Annotated in this window: 19 protein-coding genes and 1 tRNA gene; 5 read left to right on the top strand and 15 right to left on the bottom strand. The window is 48.6% G+C overall.

Features of this window, described 5'->3' with window-relative positions:
• Window positions 1-151: 151 nt before the first annotated feature.
• Window positions 152-226 (bottom strand) — tRNA-Arg (locus tag QVC96_RS13150).
• Between the two features lie 10 nt (window positions 227-236).
• Complete coding sequence (locus QVC96_RS13145) at window positions 237-2,087, bottom strand: arginine--tRNA ligase (protein WP_425598003.1); 1,851 nt, start codon at window positions 2,085-2,087, stop codon at window positions 237-239.
• A 51-nt stretch (window positions 2,088-2,138) separates the two neighbouring features.
• Between QVC96_RS13145 and QVC96_RS13140 the strand changes: the two genes are divergently transcribed.
• On the top strand, window positions 2,139-2,336 hold the full coding sequence (locus tag QVC96_RS13140; protein ID WP_238025998.1) for a hypothetical protein: 198 nt from the start codon (window positions 2,139-2,141) through the stop codon (window positions 2,334-2,336).
• Window positions 2,323-2,694, top strand: coding sequence for a hypothetical protein (locus QVC96_RS13135; RefSeq protein WP_238026000.1), 372 nt, complete (start codon window positions 2,323-2,325; stop codon window positions 2,692-2,694). The genes QVC96_RS13140 and QVC96_RS13135 overlap by 14 nt, the downstream gene beginning before the upstream one ends.
• On the opposite strand, the gene QVC96_RS13130 is transcribed toward QVC96_RS13135, so the two are convergent.
• Window positions 2,691-2,993, bottom strand: coding sequence for a hypothetical protein (locus tag QVC96_RS13130; RefSeq protein ID WP_238026001.1), 303 nt, complete (start codon window positions 2,991-2,993; stop codon window positions 2,691-2,693). The two genes, QVC96_RS13135 and QVC96_RS13130, sit on opposite strands and share 4 nt — an antisense overlap.
• Window positions 2,994-3,326: 333 nt before the next feature.
• Between QVC96_RS13130 and QVC96_RS13125 the strand changes: the two genes are divergently transcribed.
• On the top strand, window positions 3,327-3,680 hold the full coding sequence (locus QVC96_RS13125; protein WP_238026071.1) for a hypothetical protein: 354 nt from the start codon (window positions 3,327-3,329) through the stop codon (window positions 3,678-3,680).
• A gap of 3 nt (window positions 3,681-3,683) precedes the next feature.
• On the opposite strand, the gene thsA is transcribed toward QVC96_RS13125, so the two are convergent.
• Both thsA and QVC96_RS13115 read right to left on the bottom strand, forming a co-directional pair.
• Window positions 3,684-5,372 carry a thermosome subunit alpha gene (gene thsA, locus QVC96_RS13120; protein ID WP_238026003.1) on the bottom strand — a complete coding sequence of 563 codons (1,689 nt, stop codon included), beginning with the start codon at window positions 5,370-5,372 and terminating at the stop codon, window positions 3,684-3,686.
• Between the two features lie 80 nt (window positions 5,373-5,452).
• Complete coding sequence (locus QVC96_RS13115; protein ID WP_287690511.1) at window positions 5,453-6,064, bottom strand: IS6 family transposase; 612 nt, start codon at window positions 6,062-6,064, stop codon at window positions 5,453-5,455.
• A gap of 184 nt (window positions 6,065-6,248) precedes the next feature.
• Here QVC96_RS13115 and QVC96_RS13110 point away from each other — a divergent pair, with 184 nt between their 5' ends.
• Complete coding sequence (locus QVC96_RS13110; RefSeq protein WP_287689509.1) at window positions 6,249-6,965, top strand: hypothetical protein; 717 nt, start codon at window positions 6,249-6,251, stop codon at window positions 6,963-6,965.
• Here QVC96_RS13110 and QVC96_RS13105 read toward each other — a convergent pair.
• From QVC96_RS13105 to QVC96_RS13085, 5 genes are all read right to left on the bottom strand, one after another.
• Window positions 6,907-7,698, bottom strand: coding sequence for a hypothetical protein (locus QVC96_RS13105; RefSeq protein ID WP_287689508.1), 792 nt, complete (start codon window positions 7,696-7,698; stop codon window positions 6,907-6,909). The genes QVC96_RS13110 and QVC96_RS13105 overlap by 59 nt on opposite strands.
• 21 nt (window positions 7,699-7,719) lie before the next feature.
• Entirely contained in the window at window positions 7,720-8,046 is a 327-nt protein-coding gene (locus QVC96_RS13100) for a hypothetical protein (RefSeq protein ID WP_238026009.1), read from the bottom strand.
• Between the two features lie 164 nt (window positions 8,047-8,210).
• Window positions 8,211-8,852 (bottom strand): replication initiator protein WhiP, encoded by a 642-nt coding sequence (locus QVC96_RS13095; protein ID WP_255776174.1) that lies wholly within the window; start codon window positions 8,850-8,852, stop codon window positions 8,211-8,213.
• Window positions 8,853-9,002: 150 nt separating this feature from the next.
• Window positions 9,003-10,061: an ATP-NAD kinase family protein gene (locus tag QVC96_RS13090; protein ID WP_287689507.1), complete on the bottom strand. Its 1,059-nt coding sequence runs from the start codon at window positions 10,059-10,061 to the stop codon at window positions 9,003-9,005.
• Entirely contained in the window at window positions 10,039-10,662 is a 624-nt protein-coding gene (locus QVC96_RS13085; RefSeq protein ID WP_238026012.1) for a DUF4443 domain-containing protein, read from the bottom strand. The genes QVC96_RS13090 and QVC96_RS13085 overlap by 23 nt, the downstream gene beginning before the upstream one ends.
• Window positions 10,663-10,694: 32 nt before the next feature.
• Here QVC96_RS13085 and argF point away from each other — a divergent pair, with 32 nt between their 5' ends.
• On the top strand, window positions 10,695-11,618 hold the full coding sequence (gene argF / locus QVC96_RS13080; RefSeq protein WP_238026072.1) for an ornithine carbamoyltransferase: 924 nt from the start codon (window positions 10,695-10,697) through the stop codon (window positions 11,616-11,618).
• Here the strand turns inward: argF and QVC96_RS13075 are convergent.
• From QVC96_RS13075 to thrC, 5 genes are read right to left on the bottom strand one after another with little or no spacing between them, the layout of a single operon-like run.
• Window positions 11,608-12,837 (bottom strand): Nre family DNA repair protein, encoded by a 1,230-nt coding sequence (locus QVC96_RS13075; RefSeq protein ID WP_287689506.1) that lies wholly within the window; start codon window positions 12,835-12,837, stop codon window positions 11,608-11,610. The genes argF and QVC96_RS13075 overlap by 11 nt on opposite strands.
• On the bottom strand, window positions 12,791-13,453 hold the full coding sequence (locus QVC96_RS13070) for a PHP-associated domain-containing protein (RefSeq protein WP_287689505.1): 663 nt from the start codon (window positions 13,451-13,453) through the stop codon (window positions 12,791-12,793). Before QVC96_RS13070 ends, QVC96_RS13075 begins: the two co-directional genes overlap by 47 nt.
• Window positions 13,450-14,496 (bottom strand): aspartate-semialdehyde dehydrogenase, encoded by a 1,047-nt coding sequence (gene asd / locus QVC96_RS13065; protein ID WP_287689504.1) that lies wholly within the window; start codon window positions 14,494-14,496, stop codon window positions 13,450-13,452. Before asd ends, QVC96_RS13070 begins: the two co-directional genes overlap by 4 nt.
• Window positions 14,484-15,818 (bottom strand): aspartate kinase, encoded by a 1,335-nt coding sequence (locus QVC96_RS13060; RefSeq protein WP_238026016.1) that lies wholly within the window; start codon window positions 15,816-15,818, stop codon window positions 14,484-14,486. Before QVC96_RS13060 ends, asd begins: the two co-directional genes overlap by 13 nt.
• Window positions 15,805-16,989 carry a threonine synthase gene (gene thrC, locus QVC96_RS13055; protein WP_238026017.1) on the bottom strand — a complete coding sequence of 395 codons (1,185 nt, stop codon included), beginning with the start codon at window positions 16,987-16,989 and terminating at the stop codon, window positions 15,805-15,807. Before thrC ends, QVC96_RS13060 begins: the two co-directional genes overlap by 14 nt.
• Window positions 16,990-17,063: the final 74 nt, after the last annotated feature.

Here is a 17,063-nt window from a genome sequence, read left to right as displayed (position 1 = left end):
CAGAGATCAGCTTGATTCATCATTATCTTTCAATTTACTATAAAGAAGAGGAAATAGGGCTCTGTCTTTCATGAGTTTAAAATGGCAACCAATTGGGGAAATTTCCACGAGCTCGCCCAAGAGTTGCAATATTTCCCTTGATGCCTAAAAACGGACCCGCCGGGATTCGGACCCGGGACCTTAGGCTCCGAAGGCCTGCGCTCTATCCTGGCTGAGCTACGGGTCCAATAGAAGATTTACATCTTGGTTAATGAACTTATTCCTAGAACCCTCAGACCGTTTCTCATGACGATCTCCACTCCCTTCACTAAGTTTAACCTGGTCATTCTCTTCTTCTCGTCCTGTTCCTGAAGAACTCTCTCCTTATCATACCAGGCATTGAAGGTGTCAGCCAGGTACCTCAGGTAAGAAACCAGAACCTCGGGTTCCAAGCTATCAGCAGAGTTCTTGAAGGTTTCTGGGAACTTGGCAATTGCCAGAAGCAATCTTCTCTTCTCTCCCGCCAAGTCACCGTAATCTACGTCGAGACTTATCTCACCCGTGAACTTGGAGAGGATGTTATAGGCCCTCACGTACGTATACTGGAGATAGGGCCCGCTATTCTGTTCGAAGTTTGTAACCTTGCCCACGTTGAACGTAATTGGCTTGTCCGCTGAAACTGAGAGAAGGGCATACCTTATTGCCGAGTTGACAATCTCGGGTATGTTAACCTGACCCCTATCCTTTGTCTTCTCCTCCACAGCCTGTTTCACCTTTTCGTAAACCTCATCAAGGGAAACGTAACGGCCCAGCCTTCCGCTCATGGTCATTCCCGGGAGGGTTACCATACTATACGAGTAATGAACCAGATTTTTCGCCATCTCGGGGTAACCTAGAAGGTAGAGGGCGGCCCGGAGCTGTATCTGCGGAACTGTCTGTTGCTCAGCTATTACGTTAATCACTTGATCTGCCTTGCTCGTCAAGAACTTCTTAATGGTATACGCTATATCCCTCACCGTGTAAAGCGTTGTTCCGTCAGACCTGGTCAGAACCAGGGGAGGTATCTCCAGACCTGCCGGAATCCTCAACTCTTTCCTCACCTCGTCGTCTAGATATTTGTCCAGGTCCAGCGCCTCCGTTCCCTTATGTTCTATTCTAGCCCTGGAGCTCAATGCGGATCTCAGCACCGACTTCACTTCGCCGGACCATAGCAGATCGCTCTCGTAATCAAACTCGTCAAATGTGATGTTCAGCTTGCTTAAACTCTCCCTGAACCCATCCAGTACATAATTCACGTACTTTCTGACTATTTCCTTGATCTGTGGGTCCCCGGCCTCATACTTCCTTATGATGTCTGCTATCTTTCCCTCGGGGTCAGGATCATCTCTTATGGCCTCGGCCAGCCTGTCGAAGTATTCCTGGTTCCTGGACCTTATCTCCGAGGCCAGCCCTACCAGCTCATCTCTCTTGGTTACCTTTTCCCTGTACTCTGCGTCCTGTACGGTCTTAAGCTCATCTGTCAAAGCCCTGATTTCAAGGATGATGTTGGTCATAGCATACACGGTTCCAGCCCACAGGTCCTTCTTGGCCTCCTTGGGTGGTTCAGGGTAGCCAAGCTTGGAGAGACCGTAAATCAGGATTGCAACCTGTCTACCGCTATCATTGACGTAGAACCTGGTGATTACCTCATGACCCCTAGCCTTAGAGAGCCTGACAAGGGCATCCCCTATCACGGAATTTCTGAGGTGACCTATGTGAAGCGGGTGAATCGGATTGGCACTGGTGTGCTCCACCACGATCCTTCTGGGTTTCTCCACCCTCTCTATTCCGTAATCTTGATCCAACGACGAGAAGAGTTCCTTGAAGAGCTGAGCCTCATCCAGCTTCAGGTTGAGGAAAGGACCTGAGAGCGAGTGCGACTTAACAAACCTGGACTTAACCTCCAGGTTTTGCGGTTTCTTTCCCAGCGCAGGAAAGGGTATGGCTAAATCTCCCATCTCCTCCCTTGGAGGGTATTCAATTACCTTATAAACCAAGTCCTGCCCTATTCCCAGCTCCTGACCCACTTGGTAGGATATCTCCTGCTTTATCTTCGCTAGAATATCCACTGCCATAGTCCGCTGTTACCCTTTTAACTCTTTAAAGTTAAGACTCATATCATGAAGAAAATAGCCGAAGTCCTAGTGGTAGAGGATTTCACGGGCAAGGGGAGCTCTAGAGAAAGGTTGCAGGAGGTACTGAGCGGGTTAAAGGACGTTGATGCAGTGAACGTGGTGACGGTGCACATTCCGGAATGGAACGAGGAACTTGATTTAACAGGGGTACACGTCATAGTGAGGGAAGTTGCAGAGACGTGATATTTGCCCCTACTATAAGTCAGGTTTTTGTACCTCACCCATGCTAGATACTCCCTCAGATAGCGTAACTAGCCCCAACAGATGTTTCAAATCCTATAGAGGTTGTAGGTATTACCAGGACACGGGAGAGGAGAAGCAGGGTTTGGAACTTTATCAGGGTGTGGATCAAGAGGTCAAGTTCTATCCTAAGGTTAACGTGATGGAGACCCCGTTGGACAGCCAATGTGAACACTACAGACCAGTTAGAACCCAGAGGGGTTACGTGGCCTACTGCAACATTTTAGCTAGAGTCCTGACCATAAGCAACGCCTTAATGTGCAACAAACACTGGCAAACCTGCCCAATTAGAACTAGCTAATCTGTTCCCAGTTTAGCGTACCTTCCGTCTTCCAGCAAAGTCACCTGTCTATTTTCTGACAGGCTGGCTAGGGCTCTCCTTATCTTATCCTCACTTGCGATCCCGGAAAGCTTACTGTGAAGTTCCTTCAGGTTCATGGGCTTCTCCGTGAGGAGATCTAGAAGTATCTGCTTTAGCTCCTCTTCGTTGGGAGCAGTCATGACTACTACGTCCTTGTCAGAATAAACTACCTTGAGCTTACTCTCCACTTCACCCTCACTTTCTTTCGTCTTTCTAGTTTTTTTACTTTTGGCACTCAACGCAGTTCACTAGTATACTACTCGGTTAATCCTCTTTTAAATATTGTGAATACACTTCTAACATCTTCCCTAAAAATAGATAAGGTTTAAGCGTGTTTATTTATGAAATTTGTAATATAAGGTTAATTTTTAGTTATATTTATATAGAGATAGGGAATATAACTACGCACAGTTTAAATATGTATGCAAGAATATTCTGGGCACATTCCTTGTAATAAAAGTAAGATTAGGAATTTTTCTAATTCTGAACACCATGTCTATACACTGTTCACATCCCCCATAACTAATCCTTTTATAGATGAAGGCATAATAACCTCATTAGGCGATTCCGATTTGGGAGATCCAGATTTTCTGAGAAACATTGCAAGCCGGATACTGACTCCAACTGCCCTAGATCTGAAAAGATTGGACGATGTGAGGAGACTGTTGGCAGCTGCGGAATCCAAATACAAGTTCTCCTCTTATGGAGGGGACCCCAAAAGGCTTGTTGAATACTTCCAGAGCCCCGACTTCACGGAACTTGTGCTTGTGCTAGGCGTTGATCTATCCAAGAAATTACTCCAAGAGGTAATCTCTAGCTACTCCGATAAGGATATTCAGGCTGCGGCCAAAAAGGCTCTAGATGAGATAGATGGATACAAAGACTTGGAAGATTCAGACACTCTTCTAATGTATAAAAAATTTTAGGTTTTAACCGAAGGAAGGAGCTCCTCCCATTCCAGCTCCTTCTCCTTCCTCTCCGCCTGGGGTCTTACCCTTACCGCCCTCGGACTTCAACTGGGATGCTGCAATCAGGTCATCAATCTTCAGCACTGAGGTTGCCGCCTCCGTTGAGCTCTTGAGGACTTGTCTCTTCACCCTGACAGGCTCCAGTACGTTAATGGAGAACATGTCGTCGATTATCTTTCCATTTATTACATCTACACCGGCATTGGCCATTCCCTTAACATGCCTTGCCCTCAAGTCCATCAAGGCTGATATGGGCTCCATTCCGGCGGTTTCAGCAAGTATGCTCGGGATCTCCTCCAAGGCATCAGCGTAAGCCTCTATGGCGAGCTGCTCCTTTCCTCCAACAGTCCTAGCGTACTCTCTCAGCTTCATTGCCAGCTCGACCTCTATTGCTCCTCCACCTGGTACTATCATTGGCTCCAACAGGATGTTTCTGAGGGCGTGAAGTGCGTCATTAATGCTTCTCTCCGCCTCATCCAAGGCCATGTCGTTGGATCCTCTCAACAGGATGTTCACTGCTCTGGGGTTCTTAGCTCCCTCAATGAAGACCATCTTGTCGTTTCCTATTCTCCTTTCCTCGACCAGTTCCGCATAGCCTAGGTCCTCTGGAGTCGCGTCCTTGATGCTGCTTATTATTCTAGCTCCAAGAGCCTTCTCCAGCTTCTCAATGTCGCTCCTCTTCACCCTTCTAACAGCGAGTATTCCCTTCTTGGCAAGGAAGTGCTGAGCTATGTCATCAATACCCTTCTGGCACACCACCACATTAGCTCCAATGCTGGCCAGCTTGTCAACCATCTCCTTGAGATACTTGGTTTCCTCGTCTAGGAAAGACTTAATCTGCTCTGGGCTGGTGATGCTTATCTTTGCGGAAATTTCAGGCTTCTCTACCTCAAGAGCGGCATCCAGAACCGCTATCTTTGCCTTCTCCACTCTCCTGGGCATGCCTGGGTGGACAACCTCCTTGTCAAGAACTAGACCGTGGACCAAGATGCTGTCCTCGATTGTTCCTCCCTTCTTCTTATCGATCTTCACCAGATCCAAACTCACATTGTAACCGCCATTGGGTAGTGGCTCGGCTACCTTGGAAACGGCATCAATGATTATGTCCATGATCTTGTTCATCTCGGCCTCGGACTCGGCAATGAACTTGCTGGCCATTGTGGTGTAAACTATCTTCTTGAGGTTGGCCTTAACCGCGGGATCCTGAAGGTTCTTGACGTCTATCTTGGTGGAGATCTGAGTGAGGAGCTCAAGCGCCCTATTGAAGGCCTTCTTGTATCCCTCTATGATTATGGTTGGGTGAACGTTCTGGTCCAAAAGGCCCTCTGCCTTCTCCAAGAGAAGGCCTGCGAGAACCACAGCGCTGGTTGTACCGTCGCCCACCTCAGCGTCCTGAGCCTTAGCGGCCTCAACCAGAAGCTTCGCAGCGGGGTGCTGAATCTCCATTTCCTTGACGATTGTGGCTCCGTCGTTAGTGATGGTCACATCATTGAAGCTATCAATCAACATTTTATCCAATCCCTTGGGACCTAAACTGGATCTGAGCATCTCAGCCAAAGTTCTTGCTGCAAGTATGTTGTTCCTGAGCGCATCCCTACCTGTTGACCTTGAGGTGCCTTCCTTGAATAGAAGAACTGGAACTCCAGCCATTCATTATCACCTTTTCTGGTGTCCATTCAGATCGCTTATATATAAATCTAACTCTTCCATGAGAGAGTGTGTCCAACAATTTATCTCACCTGCCACAATTGCAACAGGTTGTAGACGGTGAAGTAGGTGGAGAACCACTTCCTCAGGCTCCACTTGCTGGAGTTCCACGGGAAGTGGAAGTCCATCCCTGACAACCTGTGCTTCACCGTCCTGAAGACCTGTTCAACCCTGTTCCTCACCCCGAAGGTGATGTGCTCGTGTTGGACCCCTGCTATGGAGAGGAAGTTGTACGCGGGCAGGCCGTCGTGGACGTACCTGGCCCTGAGCACCTCGCCCCTCACCCTCAGCTCAACCTCCCTCACTCCCCCTACCAGCATTAGCACGTCCAGACCTGACCTGGCCTCGGTGACCATGAAGAAGGGTATAACGCCCGTGTTGAGGTCCCTCACGACCCACAGGTAGTACACCACGCCCTTAACCAGGATTACCCTGGTCTCGTCCACGGCGTACTCCCCTGACACAGGCACGTCAACTCTCGCGCTGGACAATCTCCTCCAGTAGTAGTGAACCGTGCTCCTGGGCAACCTGAACCTCCTGAGCGAGTGGCCCAGGTAGTAACCAGCAAGGGCCCTCACCTCCTCCAGGGAGTGGAACCTGGGCTCAAGGTTATTAACCCTTAGAAGGTAACACATTATCTGGGTCAGGACGGGGAGAGACGCGATCTTCACGCTCTCACCCAGAATCAACCCGTCCTGGCCCAACTTAAATTTTGTCTATAGCAATATTGTTGGACACACTCCCGTGAGACCGATAATTTTTCAGTTTCTCTTGGCACTATGAAGCTAACGGGAGACTTTTTTCCTTGGATTCACAGAAATGAATGTGAAATGTGTTAGTTGCGGTGAAGAGGGAGCGGAGATACTGGTGAGCGGGAAGCTCCTCTGTTCCAGATGCTCCAGGCAGGAAGTTTTACACAGGGTTAGAAAGAACCTTGGCAGGGCAGGAATAAATCTAAGGGGGTCACAGGTTATCCTAGCCTATCCAGTATTCTATAAGGAAATAGGTCAATTTTTAAGATATCTAATAGGAAAAGTCTGCCCAAATTGCAATTTTACTATGAACGAGTTGGTTGTGGAAACCAAGAAGGAGATAAATTCCATGATCAGGGACTTGCTCCTGGAGATTGAGAGACGGGCAGAGAATCTGGTCATCCTGCCCTTCACTGCAGACTTCTTCGGGGCCTATCTGGTTTACTCTTCAGCTTCCCTGGAGAATTCTTATCTTTCACTCTATGGCCTCAAGTCTCAGATGCTTGGAAAGACCCTAGTTTCACCCCTTTATGATACCCCCATCACTGAGCTGAGGGGGTTCCAGGAGTTAACCGGGGAGTTAAAGACGGGTGATGAGGTTTTCGACGCGATCCTGAAATGGCTTCACTCGGACTTCAGCGACAACGAGGTCTTCCACACCTTTCCTCCCTCCATTGAGGCAATCCTGAGCAGGTTTTCAAGGTGTAAAAGGTGTGGAGCGGTCATCAGACCTGATGGTGAATATTGTAAAGCCTGTTCAGTTGAGCTTTCTCCTGAGACGTGAGTGTTATCTCGTAAAAGATCTCTGAATTGGATGGGTTGAACCTAGACGGAGGAACGGGTCCTGTAGAGAGGTAAATCAAGTAGCCTGAAGTGATTATCTCCTTCAAACCCTCGGGATCGTATGAATACATTTCCTCCAGCTGTGACATGAGATTCACCGCTTCCTTAATCTCCCTTGTGGAGAGGGAGTAACCACAAACCCTGCACGAGTAGTCAGGCATCACCGCCTCGAACCCGCACCTGGGACATTTCACGGGGGATCTGAGACCAAACAGGTTCCAATTATACTGGAGAATGTCTATCAGGTCCTTTCTTCCCCTCTTCTTGGCCTCAGCGTATAACTGGGGGGCCAGATCAACTATTGGTTTCTTTATATTCACCACAAGGAATTCTAACTGGTCATCGGTTAGCTTGCCTATCTCCACTTCTCGAACGATCCTAACGGCAAGATACTCCATCATTTCATCCCTGGAGGCGTTAAGCCTATTTATAATGGTTCTGGCCTTGGGCTTGGACTTCACCTGACCCACAGCTGAGATAAAGGGTTCCTTCAGGATCTCCTTAAGCAGTTCCTTGTCCAGATTGAGATGAGATATTCCCAGGCCCACTTCAACCTCTTCAAGATATTCGTCAAGGAGCTTCTCAGCATCAACATACTTCTCCTTCTTGGCCTTCTTCTCCCTTCTCGGTTCCTCTTCTTCCTCCTCTTCCTCGTCGTTTTTCTTTCTGGGCACTTTTAATTACACGCCTCTTCCTCAAACTGATTGGGCGAGATCCAAGAAGTCCAGTGGCAAAATTTTCTTCTTAGAAGTGAACTCCTGGTATTTATTGTCCAAGAACTCCAGAAATACTGGACAATTCTCGTATTTTCCATCTCTATTACATTTATTCGAAAGTGAAAGGAAACATTTTGAAGTTTTCTTATCGTAATAGGGACAAACCTTGTAGTAGGCCTTAGCACTCTTCATGATCTTCTCTATCCAGATCTTCTTATGATCCTTCTTCTCTGCCTCCTTCTCAGCCTTTGCCAATGCCTTATTGATCTCGTCCTCGGACATTTTTATTGATTTATTTGACGACAACGGAAACACCTCTCTACATTACCATCTCTTCAACTGGACCAGTTATATAGATTACTACTACTCTTTTCATATTTTCTTGTCAGATTGACTATTACATGTTTGTATAATTATTTGTCATAACGCGTTAGTGATCAACAAGAAATCAGCCATGGTAGAAGTAAGTATTAGCAGTTCTCCAGTTTCCTTTTGACGTTCTGAGAGAAACCTATTCTGAAGCCCAGCTTAGGGTCGTTGTAGAGATAAAGTATCTTCTTGGTTTGTAGGCCTCTCAACACCCTGAAGAGCCAGGCGGAGTCGGCCTTATACTCTTCCTGCAACTGATCCATGTATATGTATGTGGAGCCCCATTGTTTATATCTCTCTAGAAGAAACATTAGAATATCTCTTTCATCTTCGTCTAATTTCTCTGAAATATCCGATAGACAAACCGCTGGATCCCTGTTTTGTGATTTATTGTCCCTAGATCTGGTTTTGGAGTCAATAAACGACAAAACTTCCTTCTCCTGTTTTTCCGAGCTTTGTTTACTTTTGTTGTTTATTGAGTCCTTAACCTGTTCACCAAGCATTTGCTTGGCAATCACGAGCATTTCCTTAAACCTAGAGTTGGAGTATGATTCAATGATGGCCGTTGCCAAGGACTCACCCTGAGGGGTGAGATACCACCGCCCACCCTCCAGGTAGATGAGCCCCTTCTTTCTCCAGTAGCTCAGGTAACTGCTCACATACTTTGTTTCATATCCCAGATTGGAGGATATCTCCGAGGTTCTGAGGGGCCTAGCGTGGAGAAGAACGAGGATAGCTTCCATAAGCTTGGATCTGGGAGATGCCTTACTCTCCCGCGAGACCTGAATATCCTCCACGCTAGGTTCCCTATCGGACACTGCGATAATGTATAGGCGAATTTGCTTTTAATGGATAGGTAAATTATTGCCTAGGGAATACCATGGCTTTTTTGTCTAAGTGATACTGCATGTAGTAATTGCCATGTATTCGTCATATCCCACTATTACCCTGTAGACACCACTGAACTTGAGGTCCAGCTGTGGATCCCCGGTATCAAACCTGAGGCATTCCAGCTTGCTCAATTTTGTCCTCGATCCGAGAAGAATCAGATCCTCCTTTCTCACCCTTTTCAGAACTTCAGGCCCCAGCTCCTGGTTACCTCTCCCTATGACGAAGCCCTGCCCTCCAATGGGGGTCAGGACCAGCTTTAACTCCCCGGTTAATTGCTTCAAATCCTCGTAGTTTGCATTGTATTTTATCACTTTTCTTCCTTTCATAACATCTATAGACAAAAAATTTGGAGAAAATCCTAAAATTTGCTCTATTCTCTTAACTGTGGTACCAGGGCCCATGATATAGGTCACGTTCTCATTCATGACCTTTTCTAGAAAGAAATAGGCTATGGAATCTATTTCATCTGAGTAGTTGTATTCTTCCTTACTTGGGGTGAGTAAATCTGCAAATGAGATAGTGTTAACTACATGAAATAGTTTAACCACAAATCTCCCTTTTCTATACTCATCCTCGTCCAAGTCCATGACCTCTGCCTTCATTATTTTGGCCTTTCCTTGAACGAATTGAGTTAGGAGCGTTCCGGCGCTCTCAGGAGTTGTGGCAAACACCCCGCTATGCATCTTTACTCCAGCAGGTACACCAAGGATTGGTATATCCCCTGCCACCTCAGCCACGTCTCTCGCGGTGCCATCACCACCCACAAATACCACGATGTTAACTTCCCTGTCCTTCATCTCGTTGACGGCCTCAAGTGTGTCCTGCCTAGTTGAGTCGTCTCTCCCGGAGTTCAGGAGAGCATACCTTTTCCCACTACCCTTCATGTACTCCTCTCCCATTTTCCCCTTCGGAACTAGGTATTCCACGTCCGGGGCCCTAGACAGGAATCTACCAACTCTGTGTGGAATTTCAGGGTTCAGGAGCCTCACTCCATCGCTTCCCTTGAGACCTATCCTTCCCCCGGAACCTGCGTATGGATTAACCAGAAATCCTACTCTCATGTTCTAGGAGAGAAATTCCCACCTTATATGCCAAATGAGTGTCCTGCGGGACTAGGTAGATGATGAGACTCCCCACGGGAAACTGAGCGGAAAGAAGGCTCACCTCCTGAAGAAGGGATTTTATGGAGAAATCCTCAGTTTTAGGCGGGATCTCAATCCCCTGGCTGTCCTTCACGGTGATAAGGGTGGCCTCGGCTCCAATTCTGATGATGAGGTCCCTGAGCTGGATTACTCCCTCCTTCTCCACCAGGTTCTTCCCACCCAGAAGGACCAGCTGGATGGCACTCCAGTTGAGTGAATCTATGCGCACTTCCGATATTCTCACCCTCGATCTCCAGCCCTCCACAAGCTTCCTGCCATTCTCCGTCAGTTCGGTGCCCCCTACCCTATCAACAATTATCAGCCCCAACTCCCTTAACCTCTTCATCATGGTCTTCACCGACGCCTCGCTCAGCCCCAGCCTCTTCATGAGGGTTAGTCTGCCCATTGGTGGTTCGTCATGAATCAGGTTCAAAGCCCACATAACGTAAGCCTCGTCGTAGCTGGGCCTGTTCCCCTGCTTGGGTTTGGTGGCCTCTTGGAGGGCGGAGATACCACTCATACTTTATAATTGCCGTCCTTCACTTTTAAATGATGCTAAAAGGCAATAATCTTCTGTGTCTCCTGGATCTCGACAGATACGATCTACAGAAGTTACTTGACGTCTCCTTTTCCATGAAAGAGAAAGTTATGACCAACTCCGTCCCGAAGGCACTGGAGGGAAAGAGGATAGCATTGTACTTCGAGAAACCCAGCACTAGGACCAGGATCAGCTCCGAGCTGGCCATCTCCATGATGGGCGGAACGGCCATAGTCCTGAGCAAGAACGATGTTCAGCTCTCCAGGGGAGAGCCCATAGAGGATACAGCCAGGATACTGGGCAGGATGGTCCACGGAATAGGAGCAAGGGTTTTGAAGCATGAGACCCTAGAGAAGCTCGCGGAGTACTCAGGGAGGCCCACAGTTAACCTGTTAAGTGACCTATCACATCCGCTTCAGGCCCTCACCGACTTCATGACCATAAAGGAAATCTTTGGGACCCTTAACAAGCCCATGGCTTTCATAGGTGACGGGGGAGATAATGTTCTTGTCAGCCTGATGGCCTTTGTGGCCAAGTTCGGTCTGGAGTTAAGGGTCGCCTCTCCGAAGGAGATGAGGCCAAGGCCCGAAATATGGAAGAGAATAGAGGAGGAGGCGGAGGCCAGTCGCGCCATCATAGAGTTCTATGAAGATCCCTACGACGCAGTTAAGGGAGTGTCCGTGGTGTACACGGACGTATGGGTGAGTATGGGTCAGGAGGCCGAGGCCCAGAGGAGAAAGGAGATCCTCTCCAGGTACAGGGTGACCGAGGATCTCATGAGGTATACTTCATCCGACTCCATCTTCCTGCACTGCCTTCCAGCGGTGAGGGGAGAGGAGGTGGAGCAGAGCGTCATAGATGGAAGGAGGAGCAGGGTCTGGGATCAGGCGGAGAACAGGCTCTACACGGCTATGTCGGCCTTCTCCCTCATTTATTGAAGAAATCGTCTATTCTCCTCTGTGAAAGGATCTCCCTGATTGTTCTAATCTCCCTGAGGTTCACCCTCTTCTCCTTGAGTCTGGATTGAACAAGGTCAAGGGCCTCCCCCAAGCTGGAGGTTTTGGCTATTCTGTTCTGAAAGGCCCGTTTCACGGTTTCCCTGATGTGCCAGTTCCCCAAAGGCGCGAAGTAGTCCTTCGTTATCTCCCTGATAATGATCACTCCTGCAGACCTCGAGATGGAGTTCAGGTATTCCAGCACAGAGGTTCTGGCTGCCATATATCCTCCATCCAAGGTATCATAGTTGCCCCAGTAGTCTTCCCGAAGGTCTGTAATTACAAGCTCGCTGGACCAGAGGGCCATCTGATGCCAGATCTCCACCCACGAGGTAGAGTAGGAAGAGGGGTAGAGAACTACGTGAAAGTGGTTTCCAAGGTAACCTTGATAGAACACCATGACCTCATTTATTTGGGGTAACGACACCACGCGATCGTGCAGTTCCTTTCCCACAATGGAGTCCACAGCAGTTATTGCCCACCTTGTGGGAACCAGCTTCCTCCCCTTCCTGGTACCCAGTAGCCCAAGGGAGAGAGCGTCTATGATCCTGTACACATCCTGTCCGCTCTCGTAGAGGGAAACCACTCCCTCAGTTGCCTTCACGTCATCTTGGATCAGTTTCTCAAGCATTCTGGGAAGTTTGGGGTTCTCCACCACCCTGATCTCCTCAGCCTTCACTGAGGGTCCTCTGGGTAGCACGTAGCCATCAAATCTTAACTTGGCCTCAAGCTTTCCAGAGATCCTGCTCTCGGATTGAACGGGTCTCTCAGAAACCACGGCAAGTGAGAGCTCCTTTTCGTATAATTTCCACACGTCGTGAACCTGAACGGAAGAGAAGTTGGAAATTAGAGAGGAGCGATAATTTATAATGTCATATATTGTTGCCTTTCCCCACCAGTTCACGGGATCCTCATAGATCCTGGCCTGTTCACCCACCACACCTGGAGCCACATTGAAACTGAGGGAGACCTTTGGGTAACCCCTTTCCCCCACCACTGCACTGGGAGGAGTGGAACCATCCACTACTCCCCTATCCAGAGATATTCTGGAGGTAGCGTTAACCACTGCCCTGAATCTTTCAGTAATGGGACATGAGGAGAGGCCACACAAGAACTTAGTTCCCTTGCACCTCACGCAGAGTTCCGCGGGTATCCTTCTCAAGTCTCAGTTTCCTCTCTATATACCATTGGGCTATCTTCAATTTAGCGGTTACTGTAAGCCCCACGGGTACGGGTGAGATCTCTCCCCTTCTCAACTTCTCCAGTATCTCATCCACGTTAAACTCCTCACAATCCACCTCGTTGTATGCTGAGCCCATGGACTCCTTCACGTGGGCATCGCTGTTGGCGAGTCCGGGCAATGAGAGCGACCTGCTGGCAATCTCCGCCTTCATGTTTGCCCTTCGCGGAGCCTTTGAATTATATATCTCAATGGCATTAAACTTGAATCTGTATACCTGTTCCCCTATCCCTTTCCTGAAGATGTCAAAGGGATGTGAGGGGAAGAGCACGCATGAGTTCTCCCTGGAGTAGTCCACAAGAAGGGAAAGGTCCTTTGGAGGGTTTGGAGGGAAGTTACAGAGAATAACCACGTGTCCGAATTGGGTTGTGACCTCCTGTCCAGGTATGACCTCTCCCTCAACTCGTGATATGCCCCGGGAAGTATCGTGATCGGTCAGGGCGATATGTATGTCTAGTTTCCTAGCGTACTTAACCAGGGTCTCGGGATCGTGCTTCCCATCACTAAAAAAGGAATGAACGTGAAAATCCACTCTCATACGTAGCCCAGCTCTTTCATGACCTCCAGCGTGAGTATTGTTATTCCCGCTGCGCCTCTGACCAGGTTATCACCTAGCACAACCATTCTGATTGCCCCATTCTCGTTCTTAACCCTTCCCACACTGATGGCCATTCCCTTCTCCGCTCCAACGTCTATCTCAGGCTGAGGCCTATCCTCTCCCTCAAGTACCCTGATAGGGGTCTTGGGGGCCGTGGGTAAGTTCCTTTCCTGAGGTAGAGACTTGAAGGATGAAAGGTCCCTCTTCACCTCCTCCGCATTAACCGGGGAGTCAAAGAACAGGTAGATAACCCCCATGTGACCTACCTTGACGGGAACTCTGGTGGACGTTACCAGTGCCTTGAGCTCCACGTGGTGGATGGAGTCATTAGCGAGGGTTCCCAGCATTTTCCCGGACTCCTTAGGTATCTTCTCCTCCTCGCCCTTTATGAAGGGTATAACATTGTTGGTTATGGACATGAAGGAAAGACCGTTATATCCAGCTCCACTCACCGCCTGAAGGGTGGTTATAATCATGTGATTCAAGCGATACTTGAGAAGGGGTTTGATGGGCATGCTCATTATGGCTGCGGTGCAATTGGGGTTCTTCACAAGGAGACCCTTCCAGCCCCTCTTCTGCCTCTGAGTTTCCAGAAGTCTCAGATGCTCCCAGTTTACCTCGGGATTGATAAGCGGAACCTCTGGATCCATTCTGAAGGGACTTGCATTGGACACCACGGTTATTCCTTCCCTAACCAGTTTAAGCTCTATCCCCTCAGCCATCTCGTTTGGCAGGGCCGAGAGTACCACATCCACGTCCTTGTGATCCTCAGGTTCGGTGGACACTATCCTGAGGTCCCTGGCCTGTTCGGGCACCTCACCGCCCTCAACCCACCTTACTGCCTCAATGTACCTCTTGCCTATCTTACCCGGGGATGCACTAACTTTGGTGAGTTCAATGTAGGGATGGGAGGAGAGTAGCCTTACCATCTTTTGCCCTACCATTCCAGTAGCTCCCAGAAGAGATACCCTTAGTTTATCCATTTCACAACAACCTCATGTAAGTCTTTAGCTAGATTAAAACCTTCATCTCTTTTCACCACAAAGGTGGCACTCACGTTCTTCAGTCCCCTGGATATTGAGGCCACCTCAAAGGACGAGGCCTCCCTTAATACCTCTCTAAATAGCTCCCTGTTCCTCAATCCGCATCCCACAACGCTCACTGCGCTCGCATCTTGAACGTTGATACTATCCACATCTCTTAACTCGTGGAGGCGCGCTGAAAGCCTGTCAGCGTTCTTGGAGTCAACTACAATGTGGATTGTTGTCTCGGAAGCCGGCTGGGATAGGGAAATTATGTTAACTCCAGCCTCTCTCGCCTTCTCCATTACTCTCGCTGCAGAGCCTATCTTCCCCACTATATTGGTGCTTTCCACAGAGATCAACTTAAGGTCATCCAGCACAGCAATTCCCTTCAATTTATCCGACGAATCACACGTCCCCTGAACCAGGGTGTAACCCTCGTCGTAAAGTCCCTCTATGTAAACCCTTATGTCCCTGTCAAACATTGGTTCAAAGGTTCTGGGATGAAGCCTCTTAGCTCCCATCTGCGCCAGTTCCATTGCCTCCTCAAGGGAAAGTCTGGATATGGTCTTGGCCCCTGGGAACTTCCTGGGGTCAGCAGTCATGATACCTGGAACTTCAGTTATTAGTCTCACCTCTGGAAACCCAAGCAGTTTACCTAGGAGAGTGGCGGTATAGTCACTACCTCCCCTCCCGACGGTGGTGTATCTCTCTGTTGGGGTCTTGCCTATGAAACCGGGAATTACTACGATCCTAGATGGTATGTCAAGAACCTTTCTCGCCTCCATGGCGGAGAGATCCTCCATAACGTTGGCTTCTCCAAAGGAATCATCTGTCACGAGCAAGGGTTCTGGATAGGACTGGGCGTCCATCTTCCTGCTTCTCAGCATGGCTCCCAGCGTTATGCTGGCCATCCTTTCACCGAAGGAGAGGATGTAATCCCTAACCCTCATCGATATCTCATCCAGCACCTTGATGGACCATGCTATTCTGAACAGCTCGTCGGCCAGCTTGGATAAAGACTTGAAAGCGTTGTCAAATTCCGGTCCGTCCACAACCTTTGACAGGAGCTTGACATGTCTATCATATATCTCGCTGACTATTTCCACTGCCTTATCCCTGTTCTCCGTAGCTTCAATGAGGCTGTTGGTTACTCCCTTCAGGGCGGAGGTCACCACAATCGTCTTATCCCTTGATGAGGAGTAGTGGTTTATCTTGTCAGCTATGAGCTCAAAGTCTTTCTCGTCCTTCTGAATTGATCCACCTATTTTAACCACTAGCATTCAGATCACCCAAAATTATGCTTTCTAAATGGTCTGGATTTACAATTATACGTCTGGCCGAGGATTTTATCATGGAGTCAGGGTCCTTTAGTGCGTGCCCTGTCAGTATCATGACTGTCTTACTTGTCCTGTCCAGAAGTCCGTGCTCCAAGGCCTTCTTATATCCAGCGAAGGACGCCACTGATGCAGGTTCGGCCCCTACCCCCTCCCTTCTGGCCAGTTCCCTTTGGGCCTCCACGATCTCGTTGTCACTGACGTATATTGCAGTTCCCTGCGATTCCCTAATGGCCTTCATGGCCTTCTTCCAATTCACTGGTTTTCCTATCCTTATGGCAGTTGCCACAGTCTCTGGATTTTCCACAAATTGGGGAACGTCCTGGTTGTTCAGAATAGCCCTGGCGATTGGTGAAGCTCCTTCGGCTTGGACACCGACCATTTTGGGTACCCTGTCAATTACTCCCGCATCCCTTAATTCTGTGAAGCCCTTCCAAATTGCATAAATATTCCCAGCATTCCCAACCGGTACGAACACGTAGTCGGGAACCCCTATCTCCTCAGCTATCTCATACGCGATGGTCTTCTGACCCTCCAGCCTCCATGGATTGAAAGAATTGAGCGGATAAACTATTCCCACTTCCTTGTACAGCTTCATCACTGCCTTCATACCGACATCGAAGCTTCCCTCGACTTCTAGGATTGTGGCACCGTACAGGATGGATTGGGCCAGTTTGCCTATGGCAACCTTATCCTTTGGCAGGACTAGGTATATCTTGAGACCAGCTCTCGCGGAGTAGGCAGCCGCTGAGGCCGCCGTGTTCCCTGTGGACGCAGCGACCACGATCCTGTATCCCTCGCTCACCGCAGAACTGATGGCTACTGTCATCCCCCTGTCCTTGAAGCTTCCGGTTGGGTTTGCTCCCTCGAACTTGTAATATACTTCGTTGTTCTCCCTTGACCTGATCAGAGGCGTTCCGCCCTCGCTTATGCTTACAATTTTCTTGTAATTTCCAGCTATTGCAGGGGAGTATCTCCAGACTCCTCTACCTCTTAGCTTGGAGAACGAGAATGTGGAGGGCAATTTTACAGATATCTCAAGTATTCCCCCACATCTTGGGCAAGTGATCATTTTTTGGTCCAATTCACTTTGGAAACCACATTCAATACAACGCATAGATCCTTCTAGTTTGTTTCCAACGACATGTCACCAGCCTGCATGATCGCTGTATGTAAAAATTTAAACTTTAT

Origin of the sequence: Metallosphaera javensis (ex Sakai et al. 2022), from assembly GCA_021654415.1 — an archaeon.
In the GTDB taxonomy this organism is placed as follows: Archaea; Thermoproteota; Thermoprotei_A; order Sulfolobales; family Sulfolobaceae; genus Metallosphaera; species Metallosphaera javensis.
Note: the sequence above shows the minus strand (reverse complement) of the source record. Positions and strands in the feature narration are given on the sequence as shown.

Coding starts and splice junctions, on each gene's coding strand:
- QVC96_RS13115 (WP_287690511.1), bottom strand. CDS start 6,064: ATGTGTTACCTTCTAAGGGTTAATAACCTTGAGCCCAGGTTCCACTCC.
- QVC96_RS13140 (WP_238025998.1), top strand. CDS start 2,139: ATGAAGAAAATAGCCGAAGTCCTAGTGGTAGAGGATTTCACGGGCAAG.
- QVC96_RS13095 (WP_255776174.1), bottom strand. CDS start 8,852: ATGGAAGCTATCCTCGTTCTTCTCCACGCTAGGCCCCTCAGAACCTCG.
- argF (WP_238026072.1), top strand. CDS start 10,695: ATGCTAAAAGGCAATAATCTTCTGTGTCTCCTGGATCTCGACAGATAC.
- thrC (WP_238026017.1), bottom strand. CDS start 16,989: ATGCGTTGTATTGAATGTGGTTTCCAAAGTGAATTGGACCAAAAAATG.
- QVC96_RS13110 (WP_287689509.1), top strand. CDS start 6,249: ATGAATGTGAAATGTGTTAGTTGCGGTGAAGAGGGAGCGGAGATACTG.
- QVC96_RS13085 (WP_238026012.1), bottom strand. CDS start 10,662: ATGAGTGGTATCTCCGCCCTCCAAGAGGCCACCAAACCCAAGCAGGGG.
- QVC96_RS13070 (WP_287689505.1), bottom strand. CDS start 13,453: ATGAGAGTGGATTTTCACGTTCATTCCTTTTTTAGTGATGGGAAGCAC.
- QVC96_RS13090 (WP_287689507.1), bottom strand. CDS start 10,061: ATGAGAGTAGGATTTCTGGTTAATCCATACGCAGGTTCCGGGGGAAGG.
- thsA (WP_238026003.1), bottom strand. CDS start 5,372: ATGGCTGGAGTTCCAGTTCTTCTATTCAAGGAAGGCACCTCAAGGTCA.
- QVC96_RS13060 (WP_238026016.1), bottom strand. CDS start 15,818: ATGCTAGTGGTTAAAATAGGTGGATCAATTCAGAAGGACGAGAAAGAC.
- asd (WP_287689504.1), bottom strand. CDS start 14,496: ATGGATAAACTAAGGGTATCTCTTCTGGGAGCTACTGGAATGGTAGGG.